Consider the following 22265-nt stretch of genomic DNA (forward strand, 5'->3'; position numbering starts at 1 on the left):
CTGGACGTGAAGACTGGGTGGTGAAGCCCGGATGACAAAGCCTCGGCAGCGAGAGCGGCCACGGCAATCCGCAAACGTCAAGCTTCGACGCACGACAAAGACGCCAATCAAAAAAGAGAAACGCATGATCGAAGGTCTGCAAGCCCGCGCCATTCATGGATTGTGGCGCCTGCTGTCCCACTGGCGGTTGAAGACGATATGGTCACTGGCGGGGATCGCCAGCCGGCTGCTCTACGCCTTCTCCCGCCGGGAGCGCCACGTCAGCCGGCGCAATCTCGAAGTCGCCTATCCGCAGGATAGCGGCACCCAGCGGCGTGAACGGGTGCGTGCAAGCCTGCACCACTCCGCGGCCACCATGCTGGAACTCGGCTTTGCCTGGATCGCCAGGCCGGAACGCGTCGAAACCGCCATCGTCGAGGTTCACGGCCGCGAGCTGCTGGACGAGGCACGGGCCGAGAATCGCGGCGTGATCGTGCTGGCGCCGCATTTCGGCAACTGGGAAGTGCTCAACTTCTGGCTATCCAGCCACTTCCCGTTCACCGCCATGTACGAGCCGCCCAAGATCGCCGATCTCGACCCCGTCATCCGTCACGGTCGCGAACGCATGGGGGCGGAGCTGGTGCCGACCAATCCGCGTGGCGTCGCCGCCCTGCTCAAGGCGCTCAAGCGCGCCGAAGCGGTGGGCATCCTCCCCGATCAGGAGCCCAGCTGGGGCAGCGGCGTCTTCGCCGACTTCTTCGGCCGCCCGGCCTACACCGCCACGCTGCTGCCCAAGCTGGTCGCCCGCACCCAGGCCCGTGTCGTCACCGGCGTCGCCAGACGCCTGCCCGACGGTCGCGGCTTCGCGATTCATTTCCTGGCCGCCGACGAACGGGTCTACGGCACCGACGAAGCCACCTCGGCCGCCGGCGTCAATGCCTGTGTCGAATCCGCCATCGCCCTCGACCCGGTCCAGTACCAGTGGGAATACAAACGCTGGAAGAAGACCGAGCAGGAGCAGCAGAAAGTCCCCGGGTATCGCCAGCAGCGCCTGTACAGCAAGCGCTGATCGTCGTCGAAGGACCGGCGTCGCTGTAAAGCCCTTCGTCGACGAAAACCGCGTTACTGCTCCAATCCGCCGAAGCGCCCGGCCTGGTAGTCATCGATCGCCTCGACGATCTCCTCGCGGGTATTCATCACGAACGGGCCGTGGGAGACCACCGGCTCGTCGATCACCTCGGCATGGCCGAACAGCAGCCGGGCATCGCCGGAAGCGTCGATCTCGACGCCATCCCCGTCACGGCCCAGCTCGACCAGATGCCGTGGCTCGACCGGCTCGCCGCCCACGGTGACCTCGCCATCGACCACATAGAGGAACACTTGCCGCCCGGGCACGACCGGCAACTGCTCGCTCGTGCCGGCCGGGAGCGCCAGGGTCGACATGAACACGCCCGTCTGGCTCTCGATCGGCCCGACCGACTTCCCGCTCTCGAACTGGCCGGCGATCAACTTGAGCTCGCCGCCGCCGGGTAGCGGCACTGTCGGGATCGAATCGGCCTGCAGCCCGACATAGCGCGGCTCGCTCATCTTGAGGCTGGCCGGCAGATTGATCCACAGCTGCAGGATCTCCAGCGGCCCGCCGTCGCGCAGAAACTCGGGCGGCGAGACCTCGGCATGGACGATGCCGCTGCCCGCCGTCATCCACTGCACGCCACCGGCATGAATGACGCTCTGATGCTCGGTGCTGTCGGCATGCGCCAGCGAGCCCTCGAGAATGAAGGTGACGGTCTCGAAGCCCCGGTGCGGATGCGGCCCGAACGGCAGCCCGCGATTGTTGGCGGGATAGACCTGCGGCCCGTGATGGTTGAGGAACAGGAACGGATCGAGCTGGTCGAGCCCCGGACCCGGCAGTGGCCGGCGGGTCGTGAGATCGCCGATATCGTCGCGGATCGCAGCGTGCTGGGCGATGACTCGGCGTGGCGTGAACGCGGACATGAAGGCTTTCCTCGATAGATTCACCCGCAGTCTAGATCACGCCACGAACGAAAAAAGCGAATGATTTTCACCGCTTCATTTCATCGATTCGTCGCTTGCGGAAGTCGCCCGCGTCTCTTTCAATGCCGCCTCGATCAACGCCACCAGCGGCGACTGGGCCGGCGAAAGCCGGGACACCAGGATCAGTTCACGGTTGAAGGTCTGCTCTCCCAAGGAGATCACGCGTACCGGCAACGGCTGCTGGCGCCGCCACAGCCCGGTCAGCGGAATCAGCGCGACGCCCAGGCCGCACTCCACCATGCGGGCGATGGCGTCGATCTCGTCGAGCTCCAGCCGGATCGCGGGGCGCAACCGCTGCCTTTCGAGAAAACGCACCACCTGGCGGCCGCCGAAGGAACCCCGGTCGTAGAGCACCAGCGGGTGGCTTTCGAGCAGCGATTCCACCGTGCCGCCTTCGACCTCGGGCGGCGCGATCAGCACGAACGGCTCGCGCGCAATGACGCGAGAATAGAGATCGCCGGGAAGCGCGAACGGCGGGCGGACGATCAGCGCCATGTCCAGATCGCCCTTGTCGACCTGATCGAGCAGCGCCAGCGAGACACCGGGAACGACGCGGGTCATCACGCCCGGCGCCTCGCGGGTCAGCGCCTGCAGCACCTCGGGCAAGGCCCCGCTCTGCAGACTGGCGATCGCGCCGAGATGCCATTCGCCGGTCAGGCCGTCCGTCCCGGAGTGCCGGATCCGCTCGGCCAGCGCCAGCATCTCGTTGGCCTGCGGCAGCAGCCGGCGTCCGGCCGCGTTGATTCTGACGGCACGCCCGGTGCGCTCGAACAGCGGCTCGCCGATATCGGCTTCGAGGTTGCGGATCTGGGCACTCACCGCGGACTGGGTCAGCCCGACGGCGCTGCCGGCGGCGGAGAAGGTGCCGTGACGGACGACGGCGAGAAAGGTACGAAGTTCTCTCAGCATGGCGAATCGCGACGGGAAGAATCCAGCTTATTTGATGGCAGACAGCAATATTATGCGCTTTTCATCAAATTTATTCGCCGTCAGAATGCAGTCACTGTCATCACCGATCCATTCCATCCAAGACAATCAGGAGCTCTTCCATGGCGCTGTCCCCTTTCCACCTCGCCATTCCGGTCCACGACCTGCCCGCGGCCCGCAAGTTCTACGGCGAGACCTTCGGCCTCAGCGAAGGCCGCTCCAGCGAGCAGTGGGTGGATTTCGACTTCTACGGCCACCAGCTGGTGATCCACGAGCATCCCATGACGCCGTCGCAGGAGTCGGCTCATACCAACCCCGTCGACGGTCATGACGTGCCGGTACCGCACTTCGGCATCGTGCTGAGCTGGCCGGAATGGGAAGCGCTGGCAGAGCGCCTGAAAGGCTTCGGCATCGACTTCGTGATCGAGCCCTACATTCGCTTCAAGGGCCAGCCGGGCGAGCAGGCAACCATGTTCCTGCTGGACCCGTGCGGCAACGCACTGGAGTTCAAGGCATTCAAGGATATGGGCCAGCTGTTCGCCAAGTGATTCCTCTGGCAACGCCCCGACGATGACGAGGCCGCCGACTCCGAACTGACTTTCGGAATCGGCGGCCTCGTCGTTTTCGCGTCGTTTGCATTCCCGGAGCACCGCCTCTCGAGCGCTGCCTCTCGAGTGACGCCGGCGTCAGGCCGTCTCCAGTCGTCTCAGAGAGAGCCCACCGATCGCCAGCGCCGCCAGCAGCAGCACCGCGATGAACAGCGCAACGCCGTTCCAGCCGCCCCAGTACCAGAACGCCCCGCCCAGGGTGCCGGCGACGCTGGAGCCGAGATAGTAGCTGAACAGATAGAGCGAAGACGCCTGCCCCTTGGCCTGCCTGGCGCGCTGGCCGACCCATCCGCTGGCCAGCGAGTGCGCCGCGAAGAAGCCGAAGGTGAACACCAGCATGCCGATCAGGATCAGGCTGATGGGCTCGAACAGCGTGATCGCAAGCCCAACCAGCATCATCGCGATGAACAACCAGAAGATCCGCGGACGCCCGAGCTTGTCGGCCAGGGAACCGGCCCAGGCCGAGCTATAGGTGCCGGAAAGATAGGCAACCGACAGCACACCGACCAGCGCCTGGCTGACATGATAGGGTTCCGCCAGCAGCCGGAAGGCGATGTAGTTGTAAAGCGTGACGAAGCCGCCCATGAGCAGGAAAGCCTCGAGGAACAGAAGCGGCAGCCCGCGATCCTTGAACTGCACGGCGAAGCCGGAAACCACGTTGCGCCAGTTGAGCGCCCGCGGCGTGAAATGCCTCGACGGCGGCAGCCAGCGCATGAACAGGATCGCCGCGATCAGCGCCACGATGCCGATGGTGGCGAGCGTCCAGCGCCACGGCACCCAATCCACCATGACCCCGCTGATCAGGCGTCCGCTCATGCCGCCGATCGAATTGCCGCTGATGTAGAGCCCCATGGAAAGGCCGACGTAGCGCGGGTGGATCTCCTCGTTGAGGTAGGTCATCGCCACCGCGCACAGGCCGGAAAGCGACAGCCCCGCCAGCCCCCGCATGACCAATACTCCCGTCCAGCTCGGCATCGCCGCGGCAATCAGGGTACAGACCGCCGCCGCCAATAGCGCCACCGACATCACCGACTTGCGCCCCACCGCGTCCGAGATCGGCCCAGTGATCAGCAGGCCGATCGCCAGCATGCCGGTGGCGACCGACAGTGACAGGCTGCTGGTGGCGGCGTCGATGCCGAAGGCGTCCGACAGGATCGGTAGCAGCGGTTGGACGCAATAGAGCAGCACGAAGGTCGAAAAGGCACCGAGGAACAGTGCCAGCATGGTCGGCCGGTAGCCGCGCTGACCACGTTCGATGAAACCGCTTTCGGCGGCTTCCGCCTCGCGCGCCAGCCGATGATTGGCGGCCTGGGTGGCATTGTGGATGTCGGATGAGGTATGGCGGGACAACCCGATTCTCCCGAAGACGATGGCTGGCGCCGGAGTGCCATGGTCGGCCCGTTGCGCCGAGTTGATTTAGATCTTGGTAGGTTACGCCGCCACCATTAAGCTTTCTAATATATTATTCGACGCTTTTGAGAGGTTTAGCGACTCAATGGAACTGCGCTATCTGCGCTACTTCGTCGCCGTGGCCGAAGAGCTGCATTTCAGCCGCGCGGCCGAGCGGCTGGGAATCTCGCAGCCGCCGCTGAGCCAGCAGATCCAGGCGCTGGAGCGCGAGCTGGGCACACGCCTGCTGACCCGGACCAACCGCCGCGTCGAGCTGACCGAAGCCGGCCGGGTCTTCCTCGACGAGGCGCGCGACATCCTGGCACGAACCGAGCGCGCCACCCGGCTGGTGTCCCGGCTCGGGCGTGGCGAAGCTGGCCAGCTGCGTATCGGCTTCACCACCTCGGTGCCCTTGAGCCCGACGCTGCCGCGCACGCTGATGCGTTACCGCCAGCGCTATCCCGATGTCGAGCTGCGCATGCACGAGCTCAACAGCCAGCGCCAGGTCGCCCCGCTGCTCGAGGGCGATCTGGATATCGGCATCATGCGCCCCGCCACCCTGCCGGAGGGTCTCGACGCCTTCACTCTGATTCGCGAACCGCTGATGGCCGTGGTCAACGAGCAGGGGCCGCTCGGTGGCAGCGCGCTACCGCTGACGCTCGAAGCCCTGGCGATTCACCCCTTCGTCTATTTCTCGCCCGCTGCCGGCACCGGCCTGCTCGATCAGTTCAACACCCTGTTCGCCAAGCGTGGCCTGACGCCCCGGCTGGTGCAGGAAGTCGGCGGCCCGAACACCATCATCAGCCTCGTAGCGGCCGGCATGGGCGTATCGGTTCTTCCCGCCTCGTTCCAGCACATCCGGATCGACAATGTCCGCTACCGCCCGTTGAGCGATGCCGATGCCGTGTCCGAAGTCTGGCTGACCCATGCCCGCCACCACCTGACGCCCCAGGCCCGCTCGTTCATCGATCTGGTCCAGCGCCCTCTCGATCCATAACGCGCCCTCTCGATCCATAACGCGCCCTCTCGATCCATAACGCGCCCCCTCGATCCATAACGCGCTCCCTCGACCCGTGACGCGTTCCCTCCTCGCAGGCCCGGCCGTGACCGCCGCCACACGGCCGGCTTGACCTCGCCCGCCCCTCGTCACAGACTGCCCGTGGCGATGCACGATGTCGCCAGCTTGACGGGGTGCCGGTGGAACCGGCTGAGATCGTCCTGCGCCGGGATTCATTCGACGGCGCCACGGCGGATCCCGACGAACCTGATCCGGCTAGTACCGGCGTAGGGATCAAGCGGAAACCGTGGCGTGAGAGAAGACTCGCCCGTGCCGGTTTTCCCCTCCTGCGCTGTGCGCCGGCCTGACCCCGATAGCCTTGGCAAATATGCCTGGCAAGTCATGCCACGGAGCACAACCGAACATGAAATCCCCACAATTTCTGGCTGAAACCGCCCGCGTCGACAGCGCCGCCATCGCGCCGCTACCGGCCTCGACCAAGGTTTATGTCGAAGGCTCGCGTCCGGATATCCGGGTGCCGATGCGCGAAATCTCGCTCTCGCCCACGCAGACCCGAAGCGGACTCGAACCCAACGCGCCGCTCACCGTCTACGACACCTCCGGCCCCTACACCGACCCGGCTGCCGACATCGATATCCGCCGTGGCCTGCCGGAACTGCGCCGCCAATGGATCGACGAGCGCGGCGACACCGAATGGCTCGACGGCCCCAGCTCGACCTACGGCCGCGTTCGTGCCGAGGATCTGCGTCTATCGACGCTGCGCTTCGAGCTGAAGCGCACGCCGAGGCGGGCCAGGGAAGGACGCAACGTCACCCAGCTGTACTACGCGCGCCAGGGCATCGTCACGCCGGAGATGGAGTTCATCGCCATCCGCGAGAACCAGCGCCGGCGGGAGGCCCGCACCCTCGATACCGACCCGATGCTGGATCATCAACACCCTGGCGAGTCCTTCGGTGCCCATCTCCCCGACGAGATTACTCCCGAGTTCGTGCGTGACGAAGTCGCCCGCGGCCGGGCGATCATCCCGGCCAACATCAATCACCCGGAGAGCGAGCCGATGATCATCGGCCGCAACTTCCTGGTGAAGATCAACGGCAACCTGGGCAATTCGGCCGTGACCTCCTCGATCGAGGAAGAGGTCGACAAGATGACCTGGGGCATCCGCTGGGGCGCGGACACCATCATGGATCTCTCCACCGGCCAGAACATTCACGAGACGCGGGAATGGATCATCCGCAACTCGCCGGTGCCCATCGGCACGGTGCCGATCTACCAGGCGCTGGAGAAGGTCAATGGCGTCGCGGAGAACCTGACCTGGGAGATCTTCCGCGACACTCTGATCGAACAGGCCGAACAGGGTGTGGACTACTTCACCATCCATGCCGGCGTGCGCCTGCACCACGTGCCGATGACGGCCAGGCGCGTGACCGGCATCGTCTCCCGCGGCGGCTCGATCATGGCCAAGTGGTGCCTGTACCACCACCGGGAGAGCTTCCTCTATACCCACTTCGAAGACATCTGCGAAATCATGAAGGCCTACGACGTCTCGTTCTCGCTGGGCGACGGCCTGCGTCCGGGGTCGATCGCCGATGCCAACGACGAGGCCCAGTTCGCCGAGCTGGAAACGCTGGGCGAGCTGACCCGGATCGCCTGGAAACACGACGTCCAGGTGATGATCGAAGGCCCCGGCCACGTGCCGATGCAGCTGATCAAGGAGAACATGGACAAGCAGCTCGAGTGCTGCGACGAAGCGCCGTTCTACACGCTAGGCCCGCTGACCACCGACATCGCCCCGGGCTACGATCACATCACCTCCGGCATCGGCGCGGCGCAGATCGGCTGGTACGGCTGCGCGATGCTCTGCTACGTCACGCCCAAGGAGCACCTGGGCCTGCCCAACAAGGATGACGTCAAGACCGGCATCATCACTTACAAGATCGCCGCCCATGCCGCCGATCTCGCCAAGGGGCATCCCGGCGCGCAACGCCGCGACAACGCGCTGTCGAAAGCCCGCTTCGAATTCCGCTGGGAGGATCAGTTCAACCTGGGGCTGGACCCGGACACCGCCCGCGCCTTCCATGACGAGACGCTGCCCAAGGATTCCGCCAAGGTGGCGCACTTCTGCTCGATGTGCGGGCCGAAGTTCTGCTCGATGAAGATCACCCAGGAAGTGCGCGAACGCTTTGGCGACGATACCGGAATCGCCGCCGAGAAAGCGGCCGGCATGGAGGAGCAGGCAGAACGCTTCAGGCGCGAAGGTGGCGAACTCTACCGAGAGGTGTAGCCGCTCGCGGCGTCGGGCATCGCGCCCGACGTCTGCGTCTTGGCTTGGCTTGGCTTGGCTTGGCCCTCAGATCGTGCCCAGCGCTTCCATTCGGCACAGCTCCTGCAGCGGCGGAATCGTGTCGTACATCTGCTGATCCAGCAGTTGCCACACGATGCCCACGGTGGGCTTGTGGGGCGCATCGACTTCGATCGTGCGGGTCGGCGTGAAGATCACGTCCGAAACGGTATCGAAGACCTCCGGATGCAGCTCCTCCTCGAGTACCTGGCAGTCATGGACCAGAGCTGCCGAGGGGGTATTCACATCGATGTTGCCGATGCGATAGAGCATGCCCCACTCGGCATCGAAGTAACCGTGGCCCTTGCCGAAGCGGATGCCGGCTTCGTTGATCGCGCCGGTGCCCGTCACCATGAAATCGGTCCTGGGCCGCTCGCGGATCTCCGTCAGCGAGATCGGCCGTCCCATCCGCTCCATGCCGTCCAGCGTCGCGGCATAAAGGTACATTTCCTCCGGAATCTCGGCGGGATCGAGCAGCCAGAAACCGCGCTTGATCGAATAGGTCGTCATCAGCACCGTCTTGCCGTCGAGCAGCGCACGGTGACGCAGCTCTTCCAGGCAATTGTCCGGCGTGATGAAAAGGGTCGATGCCTGTTGATAGAACGGATGCGCGACCAGGCGACGGGTCGCGTCCTCCCGGTTCTGGAAGTCGGCGATGAACTCGCCGAAATCGAAGTGAAAGCGACTGTCGGGAAAGGCGACCTTGCGCAGATTGGCGAACACCCGCCGGCGTACGTCGGATTTATGATTCATATCGACCTCAGGCTCTGAATGGAGATATTGACGTTACTGTACGGGCGTCATCGCAAAGCGCCTCAGCACGCGCTGCTCGATGACGGTCACCATCAGATAGAGCAGCACCGACACCAGGACGGCGGCGACCACCACGGCCCAGACCAGACCGTAGTCCAGCGATCCGCGAGCGACGTTGAGCAGATTGCCGATGCCCGTTCCGGTGGCAAGCCACTCGGCGATCATCACGCCCAGAAAGGCCCGCGGCGCCACCAGCCGCGCGGCGGCGCACAGATACGGCAGACTCCAGGGCAGCGATACCAGGCGAACCTGCTTGAGCCGGGAGCCGCCCAGCACGCGAACGCAGTCCTGCGTCGCTTCCGGCACCAGCGCCATTCCCTGGGCCAGGGTAACGTAGGCCGGGAAGAACGTGACCGAGATCGTGATGGCAAGAATCGTCGCGCCGTCACGACCGAAGATCAGCACGATCAGCGGCGTGAGCGCGACCAGCGGCATCGACTGGCTGAGCAGCGACAGCGGCATCAGCACGCGCTCCAGCACCGGGCTGAGCGTCCCCAGAATGGCCAGCAGCAGCGCAAAACCGAGCCCCAGCGCCATCCCGGCGAGACACCAGGGCAGTGTCTCGAGAAGCGCGCCCCCGATGATGCTCGCGAGGCTTTCCGGCCGCGTCGAGGAGAACAGCTCGGCGGCCAGGTCGGCCGGCGTGCGCAGCACGAAGCTGGACACGCCGGCCTGCTCGAGTCCCCAGACCGCCGCCCACCACGCCAGCAGCGGCAGCACCACCGCGACCAGTGTGATCAGCCACTGCGTGCCGGCACCACGCGCGGCGTCTCCCTGACTGCCCAGACTCTCCTGCGCTGGCGCCTGGGCGCCTACCCAGCAGCGTGCGACGAGCAGGATCGCGACGTAGAACAGCGCGCTGATCGCGGTCGCGACCAGGCCGATGCCCCACAGCCGCTCCGGATCGCCGCGCCCCAGCGAACCGATCAGATAGTGGCCGAGCCCCGCACCGGACCCGCTGCCGAACTCCGCCAGCAACGAGCCGAGCACCGCGTTGGGTGCCGCGACCCGCAGTCCGGCCAACAAGGTCGGCAGCGCGTGGCGCAGCCGTACCCAGCGCAGGGCCGCCCAACGCCCGCCGCCGTAGAGGCGAACGACGTCGAGCAGGCGTGAATCGATCCGGGTCAGGCCGAGCACGGTGGCGACCATGGTCGGGTAGTAGGTGGCGAGCGCGGCCAGCACGATCCTCGGCGCGTCGCCATCGAACGCGATCACCAGGATCGGCGTCAGCGCGATCGGCGGCATCGCGAAAAGGGTAACGTTGATGCCGCTCAGCAGCCGGCCGACGGGGCGCCAGCTGGCCATCAGAAAGCCGCAGAGCACGGCGACGGCGTTGCCGACGAGGAAGCCGATCAGCGACGTGCGCACGGTGGCCCAGATGTGCGGCGGGTAATCGCCCCAATCCTCGACCAGTTGCCGCAGCACGCCGCTCGGGCTGGGCAAGGCGCCATCCGCCACCCAATGCAGCCGCCCCGCCACTTCCCACAGCAGCAGCAGCGCCAGCCAGCCGATCGCGATGGTCGCGCGCTGTCGTCGATCACGCATCGTCGTTCTCGTGGTCGAACATCAGCTGCAGGATCTCGGCCTCGAGCTGGCGACACTCGGCGCTGTTGAGCAGCGACAGCGGCCGCTCGCGCTCGAACGGCACGTCGATGACCCGGCCGATCCGCCCTGGTCTTCCGGTCATGACCACCACCTTGTCGGCGAGGAAGATCGCCTCGTCGACGCTGTGGGTCACCATCACGGTGGTGACCGGGCGCTTGAGCCAGAGCTTCTGCAGCTCGCGGTTCATGCTGCGGCGCAGGATCTGGTCCAGCGCACCGAAAGGCTCGTCGAGCAGCAGCAGTTGCGGCTCGCTGACCAGCGCGCGGGCAATGGCGACGCGCTGGCGCATACCGCCGGAAAGCTGACCGGGCAGCGCCTGCTCGAAGCCTCCCAGGCCGACGAGTTCGATCATCTCCTGCACGCGGCGGCGGTCCGCCTCGCTCATCCGGCCGATCACGTCGAAGGGAAAGCGCACGTTGGCTTCCACGCTGCGCCAGGGCAGCAGCGATGCATCCTGAAAGGCGATGCCCAGCGCGCCGCGTTGCTGCAGCGTCCGCGGCGATAAGCCGCCGATCCGGATCGTGCCCTCGCTGGGCTGATCCAGCCCCGCCAGCATGCGCAGCAGCGTCGACTTCCCGCAGCCCGACGGTCCGATCAGGGCGATAAAGCTACCGGCTGGCGCCTCGAGAGAGACGCTGTCCAGCGCCAGCAGCGCTCGGCCATCGACATCGAAGCGACGGCTGACGGCCTCGATGCGCAGATCCCCTACCGTCACGCCGCGACTTCCTCCAGCAACGAGGTGTCGAAATTGTCTCGCGAAGCCTGGATACCGATACGTTCGAGTGCCGTCAGGCAGCGCTCGATATCGGCCTCGGCCATCGAAAAGATGCCGTTCGGGGACTCGATCAACGATTTCTGCGCCTGATTGAAGAAGATTTCGTTCTCGATCGAGCGGCCATTGCCCTGGAAGAAGCTGTCCGCGAAAAGCGGCGGGTAATAGGCAGGATCCTTGAAGTTCTCCTGCCATCCCTGGCGGCTGGCCCGCAGCCAGGCCACCAGGTCGTCGCGGCGTGTCTCGAGGGTGTCGCGCGTCACCACCACGGTGTCGTTGAAGACCGGAAAGCCATGGTCGTAGAGCAGGAAGCTGACGGCCTTCTCGCCCTGCAGGCCGATCGTGTAGGGCACGTTGGTGACGAAGTCGAGCGAGGCGTCGATCTCGCCCTTGAGCAGCGGCGTCGGGTCGTAGGCGTAGGGCACGATGCGCACGTCGTCCGGCGAAATTCCGTTGGCTTCGAGCATCGCTTCGACCGCCAGACGGTTGACCGGCGGCACGGCGAGGACCTTGCCGACGAGATCCTCGGGCTTCTCGATCGGATTGCTGGCCAGGCTGACGATGCCCGCCGGGTTCTTCTGATACTGCGCCCCGATGATGACCAGCGGCGCGCCCTGCTGCGTCACCGCCTTGAGCGTACTCTCCACCGTCGTCAGCGCGATCTCGGCGCGGTTGGAAAGCAGCGCCCCTTCGGGAATGACGTCCGGGCCGCCCGAGCGATAGTCGAGCGAGAGCCCCTGGTCGGCATAGAAGCCCTTGTGCCGCGCGACGATGTAGCCGAGAAATTCGGCATCGTTGACCCAGGAAGCCTGCATGCCGATCGGCGCACCCTGGCCGTTCTGGGCCATCGAGAGCGCCGGCCATCCCAGAGCGCCCGCCAGGGCGCCGGAACCGGTCATCTGAAGGAAACGCCGTCTGCTGAGCGTCATCGCTGTATCCTCGTGTCGTTGTTCGTTATCTCGACTGATTGCTCGTTGTCTCGACTCGTTCGTCGCTTCGCCGCAAAGTCGAACAGGAAAGATGGGGTGTGACGGCAGTACGACGCTGCCCAGTGCCGGTTTCTCTCCATGCCGGCTCGCCTGCCTACGCCAGCCCCAGTGCTCGCTGCAGCTCGCGCAGCGGTGGCATGGCGTCGATCTCCGTCTGCATCAGGCGCTGCCAGTCGATACGCGCAGGTCGTGGCGTCTGGCGGGAGATCTCGAGCGTGCGCGTTGGCGTGGCGATCACGTCGAGAACGACATCGCGCTCGCCGGGAAAGAGCTCTTCCTCGACCACCTGAACGTCGTGGACCAGCGTCCAGATCGGCGTGGTGTCGTCGACCAGGCCCAGCTCGCGAAAGAGCAGCCACTCGAGATCGAGAAAGCCGTGACCGCGCCCGAAGCGCACGCCGCTGGTGGCGACGGCCGAGGCGCCGGTGACGATGGCATCGAACCCGCCCAGCGCGACCAGCGATTCCAGCGAGAGCGGCTTGCCGAAGTGTTCGAGGCCGTCGAGCCAGGCGGCAAACCTGGCTTCGCCCCGGGGCACCGAGCCGGGCTCGATCCAGAAGAAGCCGCGTGCCATGCCATGGGTCGATACCACCAGGCTCGTGCCGGATTCGATCAGCTGCTGACGCAGGCCGGCCAGGCTGTTGTCCGGCGTGACGAAGACATGGCGCACGTCACCAAACCGCGCATCGTCGAGAATACGGCGCAGGGCCGCATCGGAGCCGACGAAGTCGGGAATGAATTCGGAGAAACGCATGTGGAAGCGGGAATCGGGTATCGCGACATCTCGCAGCCGACTCCAGATTCGTTCGCGGATCGCACGCCTGGCCAGCACTCGAGCGCCCTCCTGGAAGCGTTTGGAACCTTTGGTTTCAAAATAATGCTACACTGAAACCGTAGTTTCCAAAAGATCGCCAGCGGAAAAATCGGCAGGCTCCGCCTCGTCATGAAGACCCGCCAGAAAGACGGACGCGCCTATGTCTACGAGATTGGTTCTCGCCATCCAGGAACATTACGAACAGCTCTCTCCCAGCGAACGCAAGCTGGCGACGCTGCTACTGGATCGGATCGACGACATGCTCGCCTACTCGGCCAAGGAGATGGCCGATATGGCGGGAGTTTCCAAGGCCACCGCCGCCCGCCTGTTCCGCAGCCTCGGCTATCGGGACTTCAGCGAGGTCCGGGCGCAGGCACGGGAAGAGCGCAATCGGACCCAGCCGTTTCGCAACATTCCTTCGTCCGGCGAGACGAGGACACCGGCTCGAGGCCTGACGGTCGCGACGCATCTGCAAATGGAAACGGACAGTCTGGCGCGAACCTTCGAGGTCACGCGCAACGACGAACTGGTCAAGGCAGCAGATGGGCTTGCCACCGCGCCACGTGTCTGGCTTCTGGGTCTGGGCGTGGATCAGGGTCTGGTCTACTACATGCGTCCGCTGCTGAGCCATATCCGCACGGATGTCTTCTCTCTCGGGGCGCAAAGCGGAACCTGGGCGGAGGAGCTGGCGATGCCCTCGCCGCGTGACGTCGTGCTGCTGGTCCTCTCGCAACACCGCCCGGCGATGCTGGAACGCGCGATGGAGCAGCTCAAGCTGTCGCGCGTCACGGTGATGGCCGTCGTCGACGTGCGCAATGCCGCCTGGGCACGGCGCTTTTCCGACAACGTGCTGCCCTGCTACAGCACCGGCGGGCCATACGGCTATTCGGCGATGAGTCTCATCAGCATGCTGCACCTGCTCGCCCATACCACGGCAGACAGACTGGGCGACCGTGCCCTGCAGCGCACCCACCTCATCGACGATATCTCCGAGGCGCTGGATCACGACTGATTCGGCTTCCCGATCACGGGTTGGCGGCTTGGTCAGGCGATTTTAGACCATAGGATGAATCATCTAGAGATTACCCGCCGACTCGGTAGAATGCGCGGTCCTTCCACGTATTGGCCATTAACAACGCAGCCGGAGTCGTCTCATGTCAGAAAGATCTTCATCACAATCCTCCGCCCGGCCGAATCTGTGGCGACGCATTCCTCTGTGGCAGAAAATCATTGCGGGCCTGGTACTCGGGGTTCTCGCCGGCGCCTTGATGGGCGAGCAGGCCAGCATGTTCAAGCCGCTCGGCGACATCTTCATCAATGGCATCAAGATGCTGATCGTCCCGCTGGTGTTCTCGACGCTGGTCGTCGGCATTACCGGCATGCGCGATCCGCAGAAGATGGGGCGTGTCGGCGCGCGGACGATCGGCCTCTATCTGATCACGACCGCCTTCGCGATCGTCATCGGTCTGGTCGCCGCGACGATCTTCCAGCCGGGCGTCGGCGCGGATGCTTCGATGAGCGCGGCGCAGCAGACCAACGAGGCGCCGTCACTGGTGGATATCGTGGTCGGCCTGGTGCCTTCTAACCCGCTGCAGGCCATGATCGAAGGCAATATCCTGCAGATCATCGTCTTCGCCATCGGCCTGGGCATTTCGTTGATGCTGATCGGCGAAAAGGGCGAACCCGTCGTGCGTGTGTTCGAAAGCTTCGCCGAAGCGATGTACAAGCTGACCGCCATCGTCATGGCGTTCGCGCCGTTCGGCGTGTTCGGCCTGATGGCCAACGTCTCGGGACAGTATGGGCTGGACGTGCTGCTGCCGCTGGCCAAGGTGATCGGCGTGGTCTATCTCGCCTGTATCGTGCACGTACTGGTCGTCTATACCGGCCTGTTGAGTCTGGTCGGCCGATTGAATCCGGTGCGCTATCTGCAGGGCATCATCGATGCGCTGGTAGTTTCGTTCTCGTCGGCCTCCTCTTCCGGCACCCTGCCGGTCTCGATTCGCTGCGCACAGAAGAATCTGGGCGTCTCGGAAGGCGTATCGAGCTTTGTGCTGCCGGTGGGGGCGACCATCAACATGGATGGCACCGCCATCTATCAGGGCGTGGCGGCGCTGTTCGTCGCCCAACTGGTCGGTGCCGACCTGTCGATGATGGATTACGGGATGATCGTGCTGACCGGCACGCTGGCCTCGATCGGCACGGCGGGCGTGCCCGGCGCCGGGCTGATCATGCTGTCGATCGTGCTGGCGCAGATTGGCCTGCCACTGGAGGCGATCGGCGTCGTCGCCGGCGTGGACAGGATCCTCGACATGGCGCGTACCAGCGTCAACGTCGCCGGCGACCTGATGGTGACGACTCTGGTCGGCAAGAGCGAAAAGGAGCTGGATCTGGACGTCTACAATCGGCCCGGTAAAGCCTGACGGATCATATCCTCGCGCCTCTCGCCCAAACGATAACGGCCCCGCATGGTGCGGAGCCGTTGCGTGAAGAGTCTCGAATGGGATATCGATGTCGAAGACTCGATGTACCGGGATTCAGTGATAACTAGTGGCGTGGTTTGGTGGCGTCCTTCAGATTGCCTTTGGCGGACTTGGCATCCCCCTTGGCCTGTTGAGCTTTGCCCTTGCCCTCGAGTTCGCGATCTTTGGTCATCTTGCCGGCGGCTTCCTTGGCCTTGCCGGCTGCCTTGTCGACCTTGCCTTCCGTCTTGTCCGACTTCGAATGCGTCGTCATCGCTGCTACCTCGCTTTGCGTGGATATCCTTATCCGCTCGCCGTGGTGTCGACTGCCGAACGCTTCGGCAACGGCGGGCGTATCTTCAGAATAGTTCGCCGCGAAAAAGCCGAAACGGAAGATTGGTAACGATTTGTTCACGCTGAACGGATTTCCGGGCGGCTGCCCTGCTGAAGATGACCGTGGCGGGATCGAGGAAACGGAGGGAGGAAAGATCGCCGGATCGGCGAGAGCCGCCCGGAGGCAGGCGGCTCGAAAAAATCAGGCGCGGAAGATCAAGTGCGCGAGGTCACTTCCAGCAGGTGGTAGCCGAACTGGGTCTTCACCGGCCCGTGAACTTCGTTCAACGCGCCATTGAACACGACTTCGTCGAACTCCTTGACCATCTGGCCGCGACCGAACGTACCCAGCTCGCCGCCCTGACGCCCAGAGGGGCAGGTGGAGTGCTGACGGGCCACTTCGGCGAAATCGCTGCCGGCTTCGATCTGCTGCTTGAGTTCGAGACACTTCTGCTCGCTGTCGACGAGAATGTGGCGGGCGCTTGCCTGTGCCATGAGATCACTCCTGAATCTTGCTCGTTGGGAAGCGGGCATTCTACGAAACCCCGCTAGTCGCCGTCACCGACAATCGGCACCGTCAGCCACTTTTAGCCAGCAGGCGCTCCGGACGACGGCGCACTGACGCTCGAGCATCGCCGGCGCCCGTTAGGATCAGCCGAAGCGCCGCTCCAGGTAGCGGTTGATATCCGCGGATTCGTACATCCACTCCACGGCGCCATCTTCCTTCTCGATGCGCAGGCACGGCACCATGGTGCGGCCACCACCTGCCATCAGATCCTGGCGATGCTGGGGATCGCGCTGGATGTCGCGCAGCTCGATGGGCAACGCCAGCCGCTCGATCTGGCTGCGCACGCGCTGGCAGAACGGGCAGCTCATGAAGTGGTAGAGCGCGAGACGCTGGCAGGCGCGGTCGATTTCGGCCTGAGCCTCCGCGGAGCGAACGATGGGAGTCGCTGAGAACATGCGTTTGAGTCTCCTGATAATCGGGGTCATGTGGACTCGCTACAGAGGAAAGCGCGCCACGATTCCCGCAGCGCCGGTCATGGCCTTCAGTGTGTCTGAGGAACGATAGTGTGTCAGAGGAACGATTGGCCCGCCAACGAGCGAGCGTTATATGATCGGGAAACCTTCTTCCCCAACCAGCGAGCTCATCATGTCCGACGTCATCCCCTCCAGCCTGCGCCGCTACTGCTCTTCTCGCGTTCAGGAAATGCCCGACAACCAGATCGTCGCCGTGGCGGATCTCGCCCGTCACGACGCCTCGGTCGTGCGGCTCTGGATTGGCGAAGGCGATCTGCCGACGCCTGCCTACATCAAGCAGGCGGCGATGGATGCACTGGAAGGAGACGATACCCGCTACAGCTACTCCCAGGGTTTGCCCGAGCTTCGCCAGGCGCTCTCCGACTACCACCGCCGGCACTGGCAGGTCGACGTCGCCGCCGACCGGTTCTGCGTCTCCATCGGCGGCATGAATGCCGTCACCATGGCGATGCAGGCGATTCTCGACGAAGGCAGCGAAGTGATCATGCCGACGCCGGCCTGGCCCAACGCCAGGCAGATGATCGAGATCGTCGGCGGGGTCAATGTACCGGTCGCCTTCGATTTCTATCCGGACGGCAGCATCGAGCTCGACCTGGAAGAACTGTTCGCGGCGGTGACCGATCGCACCCGAGCCATCTTCATCAATTCGCCCTCCAACCCGACCGGTTGGCGCATGCCGCTCGAGGACATGGAGCGATTGCGGGACTTCTGCAGGGACAAAGGGCTGTGGATCGTGGCCGACGAGGTCTACAACCATTTTGTTTACGATAAAGGGGTCGACGACAGCGAAGGGCCGGCCGCCTCCTTCCTGCAGATCTGCGAACCGCAAGACCGGCTGCTGGTGACCAACACCTTCTCCAAGAACTGGTGCATGACCGGCTGGCGTGCGGGCTGGGTCACGTTCCCGCAGGGCATGGATCAGCTGTTCGCCCGTCTCTGCCAATACAACACCACCGGCGTGGCGCCGTTCGTCCAGCGGGCCTGTATGGCGGCGCTCGAGCAGGGCGACGACTTCATCGCCCATCAGGTCGAACGCTGCCAGGCCTCTCGGGACATTCTGGTCGAGGGGCTGACCGCGCTGGACAACGTGACCGTGTTTTCGCCGCAAGGCACCTTCTACCTCTTCTTCAAGGTGCATGGCCTGAGCGGCTCGAGCCTGGACACGGCCAAGCGTATCCTGCGGGAGGCCAGGGTCGGCGTGGCGCCGGGCAGCGCCTTCGGCCCCGAGGGAGAGGATTATCTGCGAATCTGCTTCGCCATCGACCCGGAGCTCGCCAGGGAAGCGCTCGATCGGCTAGTGCCCTTCCTTTCGGCGCTGGCTGAGGCACCGCAAGGCGCTACCATCTAGCCGGTACGCTGAACGATACTGCCCGGCCTGATCGGCCGGGCAGTCATGAGCCGGGGTGTGGATTGGCAGTCGATCAACAGGCCGCCAGGCGCTTGTGCAGCTCGCTGCGGCGAGATTCCGGCATGAACGCAACGTCGATCGCATTGCCCGCCAGCTGCTTGAACATGGCCTGGTCCCAGTCGAACGCCTCGAGACAGGCGAGGTAATTGTCCAGCACGCCGCCACCGAAATAGGCCGGGTCGTCGGAGTTGAGCGTCACTTTGAGACCCTGCTCGATGATCTGCGGCAACGGATGGTCGGTCATCTGCTCCACCACTTTCAGCCGCACGTTGGAAAGCGGACAGACCGTCAGCGGAATCTGCGACGCCCGAAGCCGTTCGACGAGGGCGGCATCCTGCAGGCAGGCGACGCCATGATCGACCCGGCAGATATCGAGCACGTCCAGCGCCTCGCTGATGTAGGCCGCCGGCCCCTCCTCGCCCGCGTGCGCGACGCGCGGAATGCCCAGCGCTTTGGCGCGTTCGAACACCGCCTCAAACTTGGCCGGCGGGTTGCCCATCTCCGCGCTGTCGAGACCCACGGCGTCGATCAGCTCGTAGTAGGGTGCCGCCTTTTCCAGCACGTCCATGGCATCGAGCGCATCGCGGTCGCGCAGGAAGCTCATGATCAACGCCGTGGTCATGCCCCAGCGGCGCTCCGCATCTCGCATGGCGCGGCGCAGCCCCTCGAACGGTGCCGCCAGCTCGACGCCACGGCTCAGGTGCGCCTGCGGATCGAACGACAGTTCGACGTGCACCACGCCCTCTGCCTGCGCACGCTCGAAGTACGCCATCGCCAGATCATGGAAATCCTGCTCGGTGCGCAGCACCCGCATCCCCTGATAGTAAAGATCCAGAAACGACTGCAGATCGCTGAAATCGTAGGCGGCACGCACCTCGTCCACCGTCGCGTAGGGCAGCGACACGTTGTTGCGCGCCGCCAGCGCAAACATCAGCTCCGGCTCCAGCGAACCCTCGATATGTAGATGCAGTTCGACCTTGGGTAATTCACGCAGCCAAGTCTTCACGAGCGCTCCTCGCCAGTTTGAGTGGATGCGTTTCAGGATGCCGAAAAGCACGCGTGGTGGAAAGCGTCGGGCGAGCGCAGTCGTCTGTCGGCGTTTCCGACTCACACCCGCGTCGTCAACACCTTGATTCCCAGCGCCACCATCGCCAGGCCCAGCACCCGATCGATCCAGTGGCTGAAGCGTTTGAACGCGCGATGGATCGGGGGCGTGGAGAGCAGCAGCGCCACCGCCGAGAACCAACCCAGCTGGATCAGCATGATCCAGGCGCCGTAGATGGCGATCTGATAGAGCGGCATCGACGGTGACAGCACGATGGTGAACAGCGAGACGAAGTAGATCGGCGCCTTGGGGTTGAGCGCGTTGCAGAGAAATCCCATGCCGACGGTGCGCAGCGCCGAGCGAGGCGGTGCCGCGTCCGGGGTCACGGCCTCGGTATCGGTCACAGCCGGGCGCGAGCGCAACCCCAAAATCCCCAGATAGAGCAGATAAGCGCCGCCGATCAGCTTGATCGCCCATAGCGCCTCGGTGGAGTTGGCGATCACCGCCGCCAGCCCGAACGCGGAATAGACGATGTGAATCGACAGCCCCAGCGCGATGCCCAGGCTGCACAACAGGCCGATGCGCTTGCCGTGATTCAGCGTCTGCTGGGTGACCAGCACGAAGTCCGGCCCCGGCGAGGCGGCCGCCAGCAGATGCACGAAAGTGATGACGATCAGGCCGTGTAGCATTTCCATGTCGATTCCTGAGATGCTGGAGAGAAGACGATTGAGCCGGTGCCCGACCATGATCGAATATTTTCGCCATCAAGCCTACTGCAACCTGTGGTCGAACCATCGGCTGTTGGCTGCCTGCGCCCGCTTGTCCGACGAGGCCTTTCACGCCAGGCGGAGCAGCTTCTTCCCGTCGATTCACGCCACGCTCAACCACATCCTGATCGTCGATGCCTACTATATCGATGCCCTCGAAGGCGGCACGCTCGGTCAGCGCGCCTTCGACGAGGAGCTGCCCCACTCTCGTGTCGACACGCTGTGGCCGGCCCAGGAAGCACTGGATAGACGCTTGATCGCGATCTGCGACGCGCTCGACGAGGCTTCGCTGGCCGCCGACGTCACGCTCGAGCGGGCCGACCGCCAGCAGCGCGAGCCGGCGCACCGGGTGCTGGCGCATCTGTTCGTGCATCAGACGCATCATCGTGGTCAGGTTCACGCCATGCTTTCGGAGACCGATGTCGCTCCGCCGCAGCTGGACGAATTCTTTCTGCAGGAAGAAGCCCCGCTGCGGCGGGAAGAGTTTGCAACGCTGGGCATCAGCGAAGCGCAGGTGTGGGGCAATCGCCAACCAGCCTGACAAGAAGGACTATAAGGAATCGCCATGAGCCAAGTTCAAACCAGTGCGCTGGAACGACTCCTGAGACAACGTCGGAGTTGCCGACGATTCGATGATCAAACGCTCTCCGTGGGTAACCTGAAGCGTCTGCTGTTTGCGGCCCAAGGCAGCACCCATTCCGATGGCATGCGTACCGCCCCGTCGGCGCACGCGTTATATCCCCTGAAAACGTTCGTCATCGCCCGACGAATCGAAGGGCTCGAACCCGGCTTGTATGAAACCGGGACTATCCACGAAGAAACCTGGCAACGCCTGCATGGCATTCGTTCGGGCACGCTGTTGTCGGCGTCTCTGGCAGACGATACCTGGCTGGAAGACTCCCCCGCCGTGATCGTCGTCGCCGCCGACCGCCAAATCGCCATCGATCATTTCGCTGACCAGCAGCCGGATGGTCTACGTGGCGTACGCTATATCGACTTCGAAGCCGGCGCCGTGATTCAGAATCTCTATCTGTCGGCCACCGAGCAGGAGCTCGGTGGCGTCGTGGTCATGGGCTACGACGATGACATCATGCAGACCGCTCTCCGACTTCCTACGCCATTCCGATCCATTGCGCTGTTCTGCATCGGGCATCCCGCTGCGCGCCAATGAACGCTTATCTCGTCAACGCCCGATGCGCCTCGGCCAGCTCCGCCATGCTGTTGAAACGGAAGTCGACCGTCGGCATGTCGCCGGGGTTCATCGTCGCGCCGAAACCTTCCTTGTCGTGGCGGCGGTAGATCCAGCAGTTGGCGAGGCCATTGTGGTTGGCGGGCTGATGATCGTGGAACATGCTCTCGGCGGTGTGCAGAATTTTCGACTTGTCGATGCCGCGCTCGCCGAGCTTTTCCATCATGTAGTCGAAGTTGCGCTGTGCCGGCTTGTAGGAACCGATGTCTTCGGCGGTATAGACCGCATCGAACTCGACGCCGAGCTTGCGCTGGCTGTAGGCGAAGCTTTCGTTGTCGACGTTGGAGAGCACCACCAGCTTGTAGTGCTGCTTGAGATAGGCCAGCGCCTCGGCGGTATCGGCGAAGGCCGGCCACTGCTTGACGAAATCGCCGTAGGCCAGGCATTCGTCGTGCGTCACCGTCACGCCCCACTCCTCCGCCAGACGCTTGTAGACCACCGCCAGCAGCAGCCGATACTGCAGATGCGGGGTATAGCGCTGCTGGGTGGACTCGTGCCGGGCGTGCGCCTCGAGAATCTGGTCGCGGCTCAGGCCCAGTTCGGTGCGCTGCAGCAGTGGCTGCAGCCCGGCCACCATGCCGCTCTCCCAGTCGATCAGGGTGCCGTAGACATCGAAGGTCAGGGTAGTGAAATCCGTCAGTTGCATGGTCGTC

The 22265-nt window shown here is 64.3% G+C and carries 23 protein-coding genes and 1 riboswitch; of the genes, 9 read left to right on the forward strand and 14 right to left on the reverse strand.

The features are described from left to right. Window positions 1-124 precede the first annotated feature (124 nt). Entirely contained in the window at window positions 125-1048 is a 924-nt protein-coding gene (locus tag R3F72_RS01060; RefSeq protein WP_332778700.1) for a lysophospholipid acyltransferase family protein, read from the forward strand. Between the two features lie 53 nt (window positions 1049-1101). On the opposite strand, the gene R3F72_RS01065 is transcribed toward R3F72_RS01060, so the two are convergent. Together R3F72_RS01065 and R3F72_RS01070 are read right to left on the reverse strand one after the other, a co-directional pair. Continuing rightward, a complete protein-coding gene (locus R3F72_RS01065; RefSeq protein WP_332778701.1) occupies window positions 1102-1974 on the reverse strand; it encodes a pirin family protein in 873 nt (290 codons plus the stop codon). A gap of 75 nt (window positions 1975-2049) precedes the next feature. Next, complete coding sequence (locus R3F72_RS01070) at window positions 2050-2943, reverse strand: LysR family transcriptional regulator (protein ID WP_332778702.1); 894 nt, start codon at window positions 2941-2943, stop codon at window positions 2050-2052. Window positions 2944-3083: 140 nt separating this feature from the next. Here R3F72_RS01070 and R3F72_RS01075 point away from each other — a divergent pair, with 140 nt between their 5' ends. Beyond that, window positions 3084-3509 (forward strand): VOC family protein, encoded by a 426-nt coding sequence (locus tag R3F72_RS01075; RefSeq protein WP_332778703.1) that lies wholly within the window; start codon window positions 3084-3086, stop codon window positions 3507-3509. Window positions 3510-3647: 138 nt separating this feature from the next. On the opposite strand, the gene R3F72_RS01080 is transcribed toward R3F72_RS01075, so the two are convergent. After that, window positions 3648-4919, reverse strand: coding sequence for an MFS transporter (locus tag R3F72_RS01080; protein ID WP_332778704.1), 1272 nt, complete (start codon window positions 4917-4919; stop codon window positions 3648-3650). Between the two features lie 145 nt (window positions 4920-5064). Between R3F72_RS01080 and R3F72_RS01085 the strand changes: the two genes are divergently transcribed. Continuing rightward, window positions 5065-5955, forward strand: coding sequence for a LysR family transcriptional regulator (locus R3F72_RS01085; RefSeq protein ID WP_332778705.1), 891 nt, complete (start codon window positions 5065-5067; stop codon window positions 5953-5955). Between the two features lie 180 nt (window positions 5956-6135). Further along, window positions 6136-6266: riboswitch (TPP riboswitch) on the forward strand. A 113-nt stretch (window positions 6267-6379) separates the two neighbouring features. Continuing rightward, a complete protein-coding gene (thiC, locus tag R3F72_RS01090) occupies window positions 6380-8260 on the forward strand; it encodes a phosphomethylpyrimidine synthase ThiC (protein ID WP_332778706.1) in 1881 nt (626 codons plus the stop codon). 66 nt (window positions 8261-8326) lie between these two features. Here the strand turns inward: thiC and R3F72_RS01095 are convergent, their stop codons facing one another. From R3F72_RS01095 to R3F72_RS01115, 5 genes are all read right to left on the reverse strand, one after another. Then, entirely contained in the window at window positions 8327-9070 is a 744-nt protein-coding gene (locus R3F72_RS01095; RefSeq protein ID WP_332778707.1) for a 5-formyltetrahydrofolate cyclo-ligase, read from the reverse strand. A 33-nt stretch (window positions 9071-9103) separates the two neighbouring features. Next, window positions 9104-10675 carry an ABC transporter permease gene (locus R3F72_RS01100; RefSeq protein WP_332778708.1) on the reverse strand — a complete coding sequence of 524 codons (1572 nt, stop codon included), beginning with the start codon at window positions 10673-10675 and terminating at the stop codon, window positions 9104-9106. Then, on the reverse strand, window positions 10668-11450 hold the full coding sequence (locus tag R3F72_RS01105) for an ABC transporter ATP-binding protein (RefSeq protein WP_087717759.1): 783 nt from the start codon (window positions 11448-11450) through the stop codon (window positions 10668-10670). Before R3F72_RS01105 ends, R3F72_RS01100 begins: the two co-directional genes overlap by 8 nt. After that, complete coding sequence (locus R3F72_RS01110) at window positions 11447-12436, reverse strand: ABC transporter substrate-binding protein (protein WP_332778709.1); 990 nt, start codon at window positions 12434-12436, stop codon at window positions 11447-11449. Before R3F72_RS01110 ends, R3F72_RS01105 begins: the two co-directional genes overlap by 4 nt. 154 nt (window positions 12437-12590) lie before the next feature. Then, window positions 12591-13328, reverse strand: a complete 738-nt coding sequence (locus tag R3F72_RS01115) for a 5-formyltetrahydrofolate cyclo-ligase (RefSeq protein ID WP_332778710.1) — start codon at window positions 13326-13328, stop codon at window positions 12591-12593. Window positions 13329-13470: 142 nt separating this feature from the next. On the opposite strand from R3F72_RS01115, the gene R3F72_RS01120 reads away from it, so the two are divergent. Beyond that, entirely contained in the window at window positions 13471-14322 is an 852-nt protein-coding gene (locus R3F72_RS01120; protein WP_332778711.1) for a MurR/RpiR family transcriptional regulator, read from the forward strand. 142 nt (window positions 14323-14464) lie between these two features. Next, a complete protein-coding gene (locus R3F72_RS01125) occupies window positions 14465-15730 on the forward strand; it encodes a dicarboxylate/amino acid:cation symporter (RefSeq protein WP_332778712.1) in 1266 nt (421 codons plus the stop codon). 124 nt (window positions 15731-15854) lie between these two features. Here the strand turns inward: R3F72_RS01125 and R3F72_RS01130 are convergent, their stop codons facing one another. From R3F72_RS01130 to R3F72_RS01140, 3 genes are all read right to left on the reverse strand, one after another. Then, complete coding sequence (locus tag R3F72_RS01130) at window positions 15855-16184, reverse strand: CsbD family protein (RefSeq protein WP_332778713.1); 330 nt, start codon at window positions 16182-16184, stop codon at window positions 15855-15857. A gap of 134 nt (window positions 16185-16318) precedes the next feature. Beyond that, window positions 16319-16597 carry a peptidylprolyl isomerase gene (locus R3F72_RS01135; RefSeq protein WP_276232317.1) on the reverse strand — a complete coding sequence of 93 codons (279 nt, stop codon included), beginning with the start codon at window positions 16595-16597 and terminating at the stop codon, window positions 16319-16321. Window positions 16598-16753: 156 nt separating this feature from the next. Further along, window positions 16754-17065 (reverse strand): glutaredoxin family protein, encoded by a 312-nt coding sequence (locus tag R3F72_RS01140; protein WP_332778714.1) that lies wholly within the window; start codon window positions 17063-17065, stop codon window positions 16754-16756. A 190-nt stretch (window positions 17066-17255) separates the two neighbouring features. Between R3F72_RS01140 and R3F72_RS01145 the strand changes: the two genes are divergently transcribed. Beyond that, complete coding sequence (locus R3F72_RS01145; RefSeq protein WP_332778715.1) at window positions 17256-18491, forward strand: pyridoxal phosphate-dependent aminotransferase; 1236 nt, start codon at window positions 17256-17258, stop codon at window positions 18489-18491. A gap of 73 nt (window positions 18492-18564) precedes the next feature. Here R3F72_RS01145 and R3F72_RS01150 read toward each other — a convergent pair whose 3' ends face one another. Both R3F72_RS01150 and R3F72_RS01155 read right to left on the reverse strand, forming a co-directional pair. Beyond that, entirely contained in the window at window positions 18565-19557 is a 993-nt protein-coding gene (locus R3F72_RS01150; protein WP_332778716.1) for an adenosine deaminase, read from the reverse strand. A 101-nt stretch (window positions 19558-19658) separates the two neighbouring features. Then, entirely contained in the window at window positions 19659-20291 is a 633-nt protein-coding gene (locus R3F72_RS01155; RefSeq protein ID WP_087717750.1) for a LysE family translocator, read from the reverse strand. Between the two features lie 49 nt (window positions 20292-20340). On the opposite strand from R3F72_RS01155, the gene R3F72_RS01160 reads away from it, so the two are divergent. Beyond that, window positions 20341-20904, forward strand: a complete 564-nt coding sequence (locus tag R3F72_RS01160; protein ID WP_332778717.1) for a DinB family protein — start codon at window positions 20341-20343, stop codon at window positions 20902-20904. 24 nt (window positions 20905-20928) lie between these two features. Next, window positions 20929-21534, forward strand: coding sequence for a nitroreductase family protein (locus R3F72_RS01165; RefSeq protein ID WP_087717748.1), 606 nt, complete (start codon window positions 20929-20931; stop codon window positions 21532-21534). Between the two features lie 4 nt (window positions 21535-21538). Here the strand turns inward: R3F72_RS01165 and R3F72_RS01170 are convergent, their stop codons facing one another. Then, window positions 21539-22258: a haloacid dehalogenase type II gene (locus tag R3F72_RS01170; RefSeq protein ID WP_332778718.1), complete on the reverse strand. Its 720-nt coding sequence runs from the start codon at window positions 22256-22258 to the stop codon at window positions 21539-21541. Window positions 22259-22265 lie beyond the last annotated feature (7 nt).

Source organism: Salinicola sp. 4072 (assembly GCF_036663415.1).
Lineage (GTDB): Bacteria > Pseudomonadota > Gammaproteobacteria > Pseudomonadales > Halomonadaceae > Salinicola > Salinicola salarius_A.